The following is a 12,312-nucleotide window of genomic DNA, read 5'->3' on the forward strand; positions in this document are numbered from 1 at the left end:
GCCTTTGCTGCCTCCCGGACGTTTTTTCTCCAAGAGCACAGATAGGGTGAAATAGGATCCGACACCCGTCTTGCAAGGAATGGTCGAGATGGCACCATTTCCGCCAAGGGCCGTCTCGTAGTCAGAACTCAGCAAGACCGGGGCCGTGAGCGCAGACAAGGAGTCGTTGGACTCTGCAATCTGCAATACATTAACCCTGTCCGGATGCCAGGCGAACCTCATGGACAGAAGCACCTGTCCGTCCACTGATACTTGACACCACGCAGAGGGCTTCGGCCTCCACAGGTCGACATTGTTACGCTGCTTCAATTCACGGCCGTCTCCGAGAAGGGATTCCGAGAAGCTGCGGTTCACAGCGACCCCACACAAAGAGGAAGGTGTCGTTCGTCCACCGATAGCACGATGATGCCAAAAGTACGACCCACTTCCGAGGACGGCCACTAAAGCCACTGGAAGAACGATCCGAACACCGCGCCTCACTTGGCTACCTCCCCGGACATTCCGCGTGCATGGTGAATTCCAGCCTCTGCAGACCGTTCCACAAGGTCCTGCTGAGCATAGTCCGGCTCACTGCCAAGCCGATGAGTCCGACTCCATTCCTGAGCCAACGCGGTTAGCTGACCATTCCGGGATTGGAAATGGGAAATATTCTCCTCCTCCCCCTCCTCATCCAGCCTCTTCTGCTCGTCCTCCAGCCACTTGTCCGTGACGTAGTCGAAGCCCTCCTGGACGTTTCCGCTCACGACCGGGATGTAGCTGATCGCCTTGTCGAAGAGCGGCTTCGTTTCGAAGGCTGCGGTCTTCGGGTCGCCCTGGGCCTGGATGCGGGCCTCCTCCAGGAAGCCGACCGTGCGGCCGGCCCGGACCAGTGGCTCCGTGGACGTCGGGTGGTCGGCGTGGAGGTTCGAGACCATCGCCTGGTTGAGGCCGCCGTTCAGGGTGCCGTAGGCGTCCTTGTCCTTGGAGATCTGCTTGGTGACCTCGAACAGGTCGTCCTGCTTCAGGGGGGACCTCGCGATGTCGATCTCGCTCATCGACGCGTGCACCGTGGCGCCGTGGTTGACCAGCACGTCGGCCATCGGGCGGCGCAGCGACGCGGGCATGTCGTCGCCCTGCTCCGCGAGGTGGCCGAGGGCCGACCTGAGCACGGCGTCGTTCTGCCGGGTGTGGGCCACGTAGTGCGCGTGCCGGTCGGAGGGGTCCAGGCCGGTCGCCGCCGCCTGGAGGGCCGCGCCGAATCCCGCGCGGTCGTCCCCGTCGAGGCCGACTCGGTACTCGCCGCCCTTTCCGCCACCGCCGTGCTCGTGAAGGGTGACGTTCCAGTCGCGGTCCTTCATCAGGTACTTCATGCGGGCGTCGTCGCCCAGGTAGTGCGCCGCGGTGCCCGGGTCGCGGCTCATGATGCCGAGCGCTCCGTCGACCGGGTCGTTGGCGAACCAGCCGTCGCGCCGACCGGCGTACTCGCCCTTCAGCCTCCAGATTCCGGGCTCCCGCCTCTCCGCCGCGATCATGTCGTCGGTCAGGTCCTCCAGCATGGGCCGCCCGTAGCCGTGGCCCTTCCTCATCAGGGTGACCAGCGACTGGTAGCCGACCGCCCGGTCCAGGCGGACGCCCTGCGCGTCGGTCGCGTACCGCTGCACGCCTGCGTGTCGCAGGTCCTCCCGCCAGTGCCGGTACCACCGCGCCCCGGTGTCCCTGGTGGCCGAGGCGAGCGTGTCCGCCAGCCCCGTCTCGACGGTCGCGTAGGCGGCCGCGCGAGCGCCGGGCCGGACGTGGACGAGGTCGTCGATTTCGTTGGTCAGCCTGATCGTGCCGGCCACTCCGAGGCCGTCCAGCAGGGTGCGGGAGAAGACCGGATCGCTGCTGTTGTCGCGGAAGGCGCGCTGCAGCGCGGCGAGTTCCCCGCCCGACAGGCGGCCGCCTCCGCTCAGCCGCGCCAGCAGCGTCCCGGCCTCCTCGGCCTCGTACCGCTCGATGTCTCCGGTGGCGCGGCCGTTGAAGCCGCGGCCGCCCGCCAGGACGTCCCCGTCGGCCACGACCGCCTTCAGCGCGATGCCGACACCCGCGTCCGCGTCCGCGACTGCCCGGACCACCTGGTCGATGCGGTCCTGCCACGCCTGTACGGACGTCCGCGCCCCGTGCGGGACGGCCCCGTGCGGGACGGCCCCATGCCACACCGCTCCCTGCGGCCCGCCGCCGTGGTCCGGCCCCGCCTGCGCCCCCGGGGGCGGAACGGGCTCCCTGCGGCTCACCACCCCGCGGTCCGACACCGTCATCCCCGCGTCGACGGCGTCCTGCCGGGTGCTCCGCAGCCGTTTCTGCAGCCCCGCGAGCTGCGTGTGGGCGTCGCGGAGCAGCGAGGCGACGGCCTTCGCCTCGGTCTGCGCGTACTGGAACTCCTTGAGCGTGACGTGGAAGCGGGTGTTCGCCGCGTCGGCGCTCAGGCCCACCCACGACGGGCCCATGGTGATGCGGTGGACGTCGTGGCGGTAGGCCGTCTCCTGTTTCCCGAACTCGCCCGCCATCCCCTCCCAGCGGGCGGCCGCGGTGGTCAGCGCGGTGAGGTCGGTGGTCATGATCTCGTGGTACGTCGGCATGCCCGCCTGTCCGTCCCGTTCCCGTCCCGTTCCCGTGCCGTTCCCGTGCCGCGTCAGAAGCGGTCGAGCGCCGACGTCCGGCGCAGTGTCGAGCCGACCGCGAGATCCGTGCCGGTCAGCACCCTGTGCGTGTCCCTGAGGGCGCCCTTGTCCGCGCCGAGCCGGTCCATCAGGTTCTTCACCTGGTCGCCCCAGGTGCGGTGCGTGCGCGCCAGCGCCGCCGAGGTCAGCCAGCCGTCCCCGTCCCGCGCGCCGAACGCCCGCACGGCGGACCCGGTGTCCTCGTCCGCCCACTCCCCCGCGCGCCGGGTTCCCGGTTCGATGCGGTCCTCGATGGCCTGCGCCGCGGCACGCTTCTCGGCCGGCGAGGACGCGAGGTCCGGCGACACCCGCGCGCCGGGTCCTCCGGTGGCTCCGGATCCTCCCGGTACCTCGGGTCCGCCGGGGACGCCCGCCGCCCCGGCGCCCCTGCCGAAGCCACCACCTGATCCGTGGGTCACCGCCCACCACCGCCCTCCGCCGCGCCGGGTCCCGGTCAGCCCTCCAGAACATCAACTTCCCGGCGGGCGGGTCCGTCACGGTGCCCTTTCACCGTCCGGTGTTGACACCCCCTCGTTGACACCGCTCGTTGACGCCCGCGCGACGAGGCCCCCGCAGAGACCCCGTACACGACGAAGAGGCCCGCACGACCGAAGTCGTGCGGGCCTCCTCAGGCCATTGACCCTCTCAGGTCAGTCGACCCTCAAGCGAGTGGACTCACTTGTTGATCTTGATGACCTGGCCGGCGCCCACGGTGCGACCACCCTCACGGATGGCGAACTTCAGGCCCTCCTCCATGGCGACGGGCTGGATGAGCTCCACCTTCATCTCGGTGTTGTCACCCGGCATGACCATCTCGGTGCCCTCGGGGAGGGTCACCACGCCGGTCACGTCCGTCGTACGGAAGTAGAACTGCGGGCGGTAGTTGTTGAAGAACGGCGTGTGGCGGCCACCCTCGTCCTTGGACAGGATGTAGGCCTGCGCCTCGAACTCGGTGTGCGGGGTGACCGAGCCCGGCTTGATGATGACCTGGCCGCGCTCGACGTCCTCGCGCTTGATGCCGCGGAGCAGCAGACCGACGTTCTCACCGGCCTGGCCCTCGTCGAGCAGCTTGCGGAACATCTCGATGCCGGTGACCGTGGTGGTGGTCTTCTCGGTCTTGATGCCGATGATGTCGACGGTCTCGTTGACCTTGAGGACACCACGCTCGATACGGCCGGTGACGACCGTACCGCGACCGGTGATCGTGAAGACGTCCTCGATCGGCATCAGGAACGGCTTGTCGACGTCGCGCTCCGGCTCCGGGATCGCGGTGTCGACGGCGTTCATGAGGTCCAGGACCGACTGGGTCCACTTGGCGTCGCCCTCGAGCGCCTTGAGCGCGGAGACCTTGACGACCGGAACGTCGTCGCCCGGGAACTCGTACTCGGAGAGGAGCTCACGGACCTCGAGCTCGACGAGCTCCAGGATCTCCTCGTCGTCCACCATGTCGGCCTTGTTCAGGGCGACGACGATGTACGGAACGCCGACCTGGCGGGCCAGGAGCACGTGCTCCTTGGTCTGCGGCATCGGGCCGTCGGTGGCGGCGACCACGAGGATCGCGCCGTCCATCTGCGCGGCACCGGTGATCATGTTCTTGATGTAGTCCGCGTGACCGGGGCAGTCGACGTGGGCGTAGTGACGCGCCTCGGTCTGGTACTCGACGTGCGCGATGGAGATGGTGATACCGCGCTGACGCTCCTCGGGCGCCTTGTCGATGTTGTCGAACGCGGTGGCCTCGTTCAGGTCCGGGTACGCGTCGTGCAGCACCTTGGTAATGGCGGCCGTGAGGGTCGTCTTACCGTGGTCGATGTGACCGATGGTGCCGATGTTGACGTGCGGCTTAGTCCGCTCGAACTTCGCCTTCGCCACTGGGTTCCTCCTGTGGAGTGGTTCTGTACGCCTTACTTCATCGGCGCCAGGTGATCTTTGCTGGATGGCCCGGATCCCCGGGGCACTCCGCCGGATTCCGGATGGAATCCGGGGAATGCCCCTCGAGGTTCCGGCGTCAAGCCTAAGGGCTGGAACTCGGGTGAGTTACTCGCCCTTGGCCTTCGCGATGATCTCCTCGGCGACGTTCCGGGGAACCTCGGCGTAGGAGTCGAACTGCATCGAGTAGCTTGCGCGACCCGAGGTCTTGCTGCGGAGGTCTCCGACGTAGCCGAACATCTCCGAGAGGGGCACGAGGCCCTTCACGACGCGGGCACCGGCCCGCTCCTCCATGGCCTGGATCTGGCCACGGCGGGAGTTGATGTCGCCGATGACCTCACCCATGTAGTCCTCGGGCGTGGTGACCTCGACGGCCATCATCGGCTCGAGCAGCACGGGGCTGGCCTTGCGCGCGGCCTCCTTGAAGGCCTGCGAGCCGGCGATCTTGAAGGCGAGCTCGGAGGAGTCGACCTCGTGGTAGCCACCGTCGATGAGCGTGACGCGGACGCCCGTCATCTCGTAGCCGGCGAGGATGCCGAACTGCATGGCCTCCTGCGCACCGGCGTCGACCGAAGGGATGTACTCCTTCGGGATGCGGCCACCGGTCACCTTGTTCACGAACTCGTACGAGGCGTCGCCGCCCTCGATCGGCTCGATCGCGATCTGCACCTTGGCGAACTGACCGGTACCACCGGTCTGCTTCTTGTGGGTGTAGTCCACGCGCTCGACGGCCTTGCGGATCGTCTCGCGGTAGGCGACCTGGGGCTTGCCGACGTTGGCCTCGACCTTGAACTCACGGCGCATGCGGTCGACCAGCACCTCGAGGTGCAGCTCGCCCATACCGCCGATGATGGTCTGGCCGGTCTCCTCGTCCGAGTGGACCTGGAAGGAGGGGTCCTCCTCCGCGAGACGCTGGATGGCGACACCCAGCTTCTCCTGGTCACCCTTGGACTTGGGCTCGATGGCGACCTGGATCACCGGCGCCGGGAAGTCCATGGACTCCAGGATCACCGGGGACTTGTCGTCCGAGAGCGTCTCACCGGTGGTGGTCTGCTTCAGGCCCATGACGGCGACGATGTCGCCGGCGCCCACCGACTCGATCTCCTCACGCTTGTTCGCGTGCATGCGGTAGATCTTGCCGATGCGCTCCTTCTTGCCCTTGACGGAGTTCAGCACCGCGGTGCCGGACTCCAGGCGGCCCGAGTAGACCCGGACGAAGGTGAGCTTGCCCAGGTGCGGGTCGCTCATGATCTTGAACGCGAGGGCGGACAGCGGCTCGTCGTCCGACGGCTTGCGCTTGACGACCAGCTCGGGGTCCTTCACGTCGTGGCCCTCGATGGCCTCGACGTCGAGCGGGGTCGGCAGGTAGCGCACGACCGCGTCGAGCAGGGGCTGGACGCCCTTGTTCTTGAACGCGGTGCCGCAGAACACCGGGGTGACCGTGGTGTCGCTGGACTTGCCGGACGCGATGGTGATGCGACGGATCGCCGCGTACAGCTGCTCCTCGGTGGGCTCCTCGCCCTCCAGGAACAGCTCCATCAGCTCCTCGTCGTTCTCCGCGACGGCCTCGATCAGCTTGCCGCGCCACTCCTCGGCAGCCTCGGTGTGCGTGGCCGGGATGTCGACGGTGTCGTACATCTCGCCCTTCGCCGCCTCGGCGGACCACACGAGCGCCTTCATGCGGACCAGGTCCACGACGCCCTTGAAGTCGGCCTCGGCGCCGATCGGAAGCTGCATGACGAGCGGCTGGGCGCCCAGGCGGTCCGAGATCATGTCCACGCAGCGGTGGAACTCGGCGCCGGTACGGTCCAGCTTGTTCACGAAGCAGATGCGCGGCACGCCGTAACGGTCGGCCTGACGCCACACCGTCTCGGACTGCGGCTCGACACCGGCGACACCGTCGAACACGGTCACGGCACCGTCGAGCACACGCAGGGAGCGCTCCACCTCGACGGTGAAGTCGACGTGACCCGGGGTGTCGATGATGTTGATCGTGTAGTCGTTGTTCTCGAGCGGCCAGTGGCAGGTGGTCGCAGCAGACGTGATCGTGATGCCACGCTCCTGCTCCTGCTCCATCCAGTCCATCGTGGCAGCGCCGTCGTGGACCTCACCGATCTTGTACGAGACACCGGTGTAGAACAGGATCCGCTCGGTCGTCGTCGTCTTGCCCGCGTCGATGTGGGCCATGATCCCGATGTTGCGGACCTTGGCCAGGTCAAGTGAAGTGGTAGCCATAAGGCTTCAGTCTTCTCTCGGTCTCGATGTGGGTAGCGACTACCAGCGGTAGTGCGCGAAGGCCTTGTTGGACTCGGCCATTTTGTGGGTGTCCTCGCGCTTCTTCACAGCGGCACCGAGGCCGTTGGAGGCGTCGAGAAGCTCGTTGAGCAGACGCTCGGTCATGGTCTTCTCGCGACGGGCGCGGGAGTAACCGACCAGCCAGCGCAGCGCGAGCGTGTTGGCACGACCGGGCTTGACCTCGATCGGAACCTGGTACGTCGCACCACCGACACGGCGGGACTTGACCTCGAGGGTCGGCTTGATGTTCTCCAGCGCGCGCTTCAGCGTGATGACCGGGTCGTTGCTGGTCTTCTCGCGCAGGCCCTCCATGGCGCCGTACACGATGCGCTCGGCGGTGGAGCGCTTGCCGTTCAGCAGCACCTTGTTGATGAGCGACGTGACAAGAGGAGAACCGTAGACCGGGTCGATGATGACCGGGCGCTTCGGGGCAGGGCCCTTACGAGGCATTCTTACTTCTCCTTCTTGGCGCCGTAGCGGCTGCGGGCCTGCTTGCGGTTCTTGACACCCTGGGTGTCGAGGGAGCCGCGGATGATCTTGTAGCGAACACCGGGCAGGTCCTTCACACGGCCGCCGCGCACGAGCACGATGGAGTGCTCCTGCAGGTTGTGTCCCTCACCCGGAATGTAAGCGGTGACCTCGATCCCGCTGGTCAGACGCACACGCGCGACCTTACGCAGGGCCGAGTTCGGCTTCTTCGGGGTGGTCGTGAACACACGCGTGCAGACGCCACGACGCTGGGGCGAACCCTCGAGTGCGGGCGTCTTGTTCTTCTCGACCTTGTCCTGCCGGCCCTTCCGGACCAGCTGCTGGATCGTAGGCACTACTTCTCCGGTTTCTGTGTGCCGAATGGTGAAGCTAACCTGGAACGTCACCGACCCACGCGGTCGGGTGTGTCGAATCCTGCAAGTCCCGCCGAGAGGCGGAAAGTAGCGCGGATTGCGGTGTCCGATGGCGGCTCCCCATGCGGTTGAAGGCACGCACGAGGGCCAGGGCACACCCCAGGCACAAGGTCTGAGCGTACCTACCTCATGGACTCCGGTCAAAACAAATGGAGCCCACCCCGACACGCCGGACTTGTCCGGGTTCCTCTTCCGCACCGATTCGCCACGGTTTCACTCCGGTTCCGTTCCGCAGAGGATGACGGCCCGTGGCCCGTCCGGCACTCCGCGCCACGGGCCGGAAGACGCCCGGAAACGCCGGGCCCACCTCTTCGCGCAGGCGGGCCGGCAGCCGTCCCGGCGGGCCCTGGGAGCCGCGGGAGCCGTACCGCGGCGGCCGGCGGACCGGCACCGCGCCCCGGCGGCCGACGCCCCCGTCACGCGCCCCACACGGACCGCGGCCACATGCCGCACCCACCCGCGGACCGCGCCCGCGGGCCGCGGCGATCCGGACGGCGGGCCCGCACCGGACGGCGGGCCCCGCACGGACGTCGTCCGGACACGCCGAGGGGCGGCCACCCCTCCCGGGATGACCGCCCCTCGGTCAAGCTGCTCGCTTACTGGTTGTACGGACCGTAGTCGTAGTCCTCCAGCGGAACGGCCTGGCCGGAGCCCGTGCCGAACGGCGAGTAGTCGATGTCGTCGTAGCCGACGGCCGAGTACATCGCGGCCTTGGCCTCCTCGGTCGGCTCGACCCGGATGTTGCGGTAGCGGGACAGGCCCGTACCGGCCGGGATGAGCTTACCGATGATGACGTTCTCCTTGAGGCCGATCAGGGAGTCGGACTTGGCGTTGATCGCCGCGTCCGTCAGAACCCTGGTCGTCTCCTGGAAGGACGCCGCCGACAGCCAGGACTCGGTCGCCAGCGAGGCCTTGGTGATACCCATGAGCTGCGGACGACCCGAGGCCGGGTGACCGCCCTCCTGGACCACACGACGGTTCTCGGTCTCGAACTTCGAGCGCTCGACCAGCTCGCCGGGCAGCAGCTCGGCGTCGCCGGACTCGATGATCGTCACGCGGCGGAGCATCTGCCGGATGATGATCTCGATGTGCTTGTCGTGGATCGACACACCCTGCGAGTTGTAGACCTTCTGGACCTCGCCGACCAGGTGGACCTGGACGGCACGCTGACCCAGGATGCGCAGCACGTCGTGCGGGTTGGTGGCACCCACGGTGAGCTTCTGGCCCACCTCGACGTGGTCGCCCTCGCCGACCAGGAGCCGGGCGCGCTTCGAGATCGGGTACGCCGTCTCGTCGCTGCCGTCGTCCGGGGTGATGACGATCTTCTTGGTCTTCTCGGTCTCCTCGATCCGCACGCGGCCGGAGGCCTCGGAGATCGGGGCGACACCCTTCGGGGTACGGGCCTCGAAGAGCTCGACGACACGGGGCAGACCCTGGGTGATGTCGTCACCGGCCACACCACCGGTGTGGAAGGTACGCATCGTCAGCTGGGTACCGGGCTCACCGATGGACTGGGCGGCGATGATGCCGACCGCCTCACCGATGTCGACCAGCTTGCCGGTGGCCAGCGAGCGGCCGTAGCACATGGCGCAGGTGCCGACGGCGGACTCGCAGGTCAGGATCGAACGGGTCTTGACCTCCTCGATGCCGTGGTGCACGAGCTGGTCGATGAGCACGTCGCCGAGGTCCACGTTGGCCGGCGCGATCACCTTGCCGTCGATGACGACGTCCTCGGCGAGCATGCGGGCGTAGACGCTGGTCTCGACGTCGTCCGCCTTGCGCAGCACGCCGTCGGCGTCGCGCGAGGCGATCCGCAGCTTCAGACCGCGCTCGGTGCCGCAGTCCTCCTCGCGGATGATGACGTCCTGGGAGACGTCGACCAGACGACGGGTGAGGTAACCCGAGTCGGCGGTACGCAGGGCGGTGTCCGCCAGACCCTTACGGGCACCGTGCGTGGAGATGAAGTACTCCAGCACGGACAGGCCCTCACGGAACGAGGCCTTGATGGGACGCGGGATGGTCTCGTTCTTCGCGTTCGACACCAGACCACGCATACCGGCGATCTGCCGCATCTGCATCATGTTTCCTCGGGCACCCGAGTCAACCATCATGAAGATGGGGTTCGTCTTGGGGAAGTTCTCGTTCATCGCCTCGGCGACCTCGTTGGTCGCCTTGGTCCAGATCGCGATGAGCTCCTGCGTGCGCTCTTCCTTGGTGATCAGACCGCGCTCGTACTGCTTCTGGACCTTCTCGTCCTGCGCCTCGTACCCGCGGACGATCTCCTTCTTCGCCTCGGGAACGACGACGTCGGAGATGGCCACGGTGACGCCGGAACGGGTCGCCCAGTAGAAGCCGGCCGCCTTCAGGTTGTCGAGCGTCGCCGCCACGATGACCTTGGGGTAGCGCTCGGCCAGGTCGTTGACGATCTCGGAGAGCTGCTTCTTGCCCACCGAGTAGTCGACGAACGGGTAGTCCTCGGGCAGCAGCTCGTTGAAGAGCGCGCGGCCCAGGGTCGTGCGCAGCCGGAACGAGTCACCCTGCTGCCACTCGGGCTCGCCCTCCTCGCGCGCCGGCGGGGTCCAGCCGCGCGGCGGGATGGTGCCCACCGGGAAGCGGATGTCGATCGACGACTGCAGAGCGAGCTCGCCGGCGTCGAAGGCCATGGTCGCCTCGGCCGTGGAGCCGAACGCCCGGCCCTCGCCCTTGGTGTCGCGCAGCTCGCCGTCGGTGGTGAGGAAGAACAGACCGAGGACCATGTCCTGGGTCGGCATCGTCACCGGGCGGCCGTCGGCCGGCTTGAGGATGTTGTTCGAGGACAGCATCAGGATGCGGGCCTCGGCCTGCGCCTCCGCGGACAGCGGCAGGTGCACGGCCATCTGGTCGCCGTCGAAGTCCGCGTTGAACGCGGTGCAGACGAGCGGGTGGATCTGGATGGCCTTGCCCTCGACCAGCTGCGGCTCGAAGGCCTGGATGCCGAGGCGGTGCAGGGTGGGAGCACGGTTCAGCAGCACCGGGTGCTCGGCGATGACCTCTTCGAGGACGTCGTACACGACGGTGCGGCCGCGCTCCACCATGCGCTTGGCGCTCTTGATGTTCTGCGCGTGGTTCAGGTCGACCAGGCGCTTCATCACGAACGGCTTGAAGAGCTCCAGCGCCATGGCCTTGGGCAGACCGCACTGGTGCAGCTTCAGCTGCGGGCCGACGACGATGACGGAACGCGCCGAGTAGTCGACTCGCTTGCCGAGCAGGTTCTGACGGAAGCGGCCCTGCTTGCCCTTCAGCATGTCGCTGAGGGACTTCAGCGGGCGGTTGCCGGGGCCGGTCACCGGGCGACCACGACGACCGTTGTCGAAGAGGGCGTCCACGGCCTCCTGGAGCATGCGCTTCTCGTTGTTCACGATGATCTCGGGCGCACCGAGGTCGAGAAGGCGCTTCAGGCGGTTGTTGCGGTTGATGACACGGCGGTACAGGTCGTTCAGGTCGGAGGTCGCGAAGCGGCCACCGTCCAGCTGCACCATCGGACGCAGGTCCGGCGGGATGACCGGGACGCAGTCCAGGACCATGCCCTTGGGGCTGTTGGAGGTCTGCAGGAACGCGGAGACGACCTTCAGCCGCTTCAGGGCGCGGGTCTTCTTCTGGCCCTTGCCGGTGCGGATGATCTCGCGGAGCTTCTCGGCCTCCTCGTCGAGGTCGAAGGACTCCAGGCGCTTCTGCAGCGCCGCGGCACCCATCGAGCCGTCGAAGTAGGTGCCGAAGCGGTCGCGCAGCTCGCGGTAGAGCAGCTCGTCGCCCTCGAGGTCCTGGACCTTGAGGTTCTTGAAGCGGGTCCAGACCTCGTCGAGGCGGTCGATCTCGCGCTGCGCGCGGTCGCGCAGCTGCTTCATCTCACGCTCGGCGCCCTCGCGGACCTTGCGGCGCACGTCGGCCTTGGCGCCCTCGGCCTCCAGCTCGGCCAGGTCGGTCTCGAGCTTCTTGGCGCGGGTCTCCAGGTCGGCGTCGCGGCGCTGCTCGATCTGCTGGCGCTCGACGGAGACGTGGGCCTCCAGCGAGGGCAGGTCGCGGGTGCGGCGCTCCTCGTCGACGTACGTGATCATGTACGCCGCGAAGTAGATGACCTTCTCCAGGTCCTTCGGGGCGAGGTCGAGCAGGTAGCCCAGACGCGACGGGACGCCCTTGAAGTACCAGATGTGGGTGACGGGGGCGGCGAGCTCGATGTGGCCCATCCGCTCACGGCGCACCTTGGCGCGGGTGACCTCGACGCCACAGCGCTCACAGATGATGCCCTTGAAGCGGACGCGCTTGTACTTGCCGCAGTAGCACTCCCAGTCCCGGGTCGGACCGAAGATCTTCTCGCAGAAGAGTCCGTCCTTCTCGGGCTTCAGGGTGCGGTAGTTGATCGTCTCGGGCTTCTTGACCTCACCGTGGCTCCACTGACGGATGTCGTCAGCGGTGGCCAGGCCGATCCGGAGCTCGTCGAAGAAGTTGACGTCGAGCACTATGCGTCAATCCCT

7 protein-coding genes are annotated in these 12,312 nt (G+C 67.4%); all 7 read right to left on the minus strand.

Annotation, left to right across the window (positions count from 1 at the left end; translation table 11 throughout):
- Nucleotides 1–476: 476 nt before the first annotated feature.
- Complete coding sequence (locus P3H78_RS21635; RefSeq protein WP_276110740.1) at nucleotides 477–2,597, minus strand: hypothetical protein; 2,121 nt, start codon at nucleotides 2,595–2,597, stop codon at nucleotides 477–479.
- A 53-nt stretch (nucleotides 2,598–2,650) separates the two neighbouring features.
- Nucleotides 2,651–2,986: a hypothetical protein gene (locus tag P3H78_RS21640; protein WP_276110741.1), complete on the minus strand. Its 336-nt coding sequence runs from the start codon at nucleotides 2,984–2,986 to the stop codon at nucleotides 2,651–2,653.
- A 367-nt stretch (nucleotides 2,987–3,353) separates the two neighbouring features.
- Complete coding sequence (gene tuf / locus P3H78_RS21645) at nucleotides 3,354–4,547, minus strand: elongation factor Tu (RefSeq protein WP_276110742.1); 1,194 nt, start codon at nucleotides 4,545–4,547, stop codon at nucleotides 3,354–3,356.
- A gap of 165 nt (nucleotides 4,548–4,712) precedes the next feature.
- Nucleotides 4,713–6,839: an elongation factor G gene (gene fusA / locus P3H78_RS21650; RefSeq protein ID WP_276110743.1), complete on the minus strand. Its 2,127-nt coding sequence runs from the start codon at nucleotides 6,837–6,839 to the stop codon at nucleotides 4,713–4,715.
- A 39-nt stretch (nucleotides 6,840–6,878) separates the two neighbouring features.
- A complete protein-coding gene (rpsG, locus tag P3H78_RS21655; protein ID WP_005481264.1) occupies nucleotides 6,879–7,349 on the minus strand; it encodes a 30S ribosomal protein S7 in 471 nt (156 codons plus the stop codon).
- 2 nt (nucleotides 7,350–7,351) lie between these two features.
- Entirely contained in the window at nucleotides 7,352–7,723 is a 372-nt protein-coding gene (rpsL, locus tag P3H78_RS21660; RefSeq protein WP_003948652.1) for a 30S ribosomal protein S12, read from the minus strand.
- Nucleotides 7,724–8,397: 674 nt separating this feature from the next.
- Nucleotides 8,398–12,297: a DNA-directed RNA polymerase subunit beta' gene (locus P3H78_RS21665; protein ID WP_276110744.1), complete on the minus strand. Its 3,900-nt coding sequence runs from the start codon at nucleotides 12,295–12,297 to the stop codon at nucleotides 8,398–8,400.
- Nucleotides 12,298–12,312: the final 15 nt, after the last annotated feature.

It is taken from the genome of Streptomyces tropicalis, from assembly GCF_029269835.1.
GTDB classification, from domain to species: domain Bacteria; phylum Actinomycetota; class Actinomycetes; order Streptomycetales; family Streptomycetaceae; genus Streptomyces; species Streptomyces tropicalis.

What these genes read in the sequence shown, in the direction of transcription:
- fusA (WP_276110743.1), bottom strand. Translation starts at nt 6,839, where the DNA reads ATGGCTACCACTTCACTTGACCTGGCCAAGGTCCGCAACATCGGGATC.
- P3H78_RS21635 (WP_276110740.1), bottom strand. Translation starts at nt 2,597, where the DNA reads ATGCCGACGTACCACGAGATCATGACCACCGACCTCACCGCGCTGACC.
- rpsG (WP_005481264.1), bottom strand. Translation starts at nt 7,349, where the DNA reads ATGCCTCGTAAGGGCCCTGCCCCGAAGCGCCCGGTCATCATCGACCCG.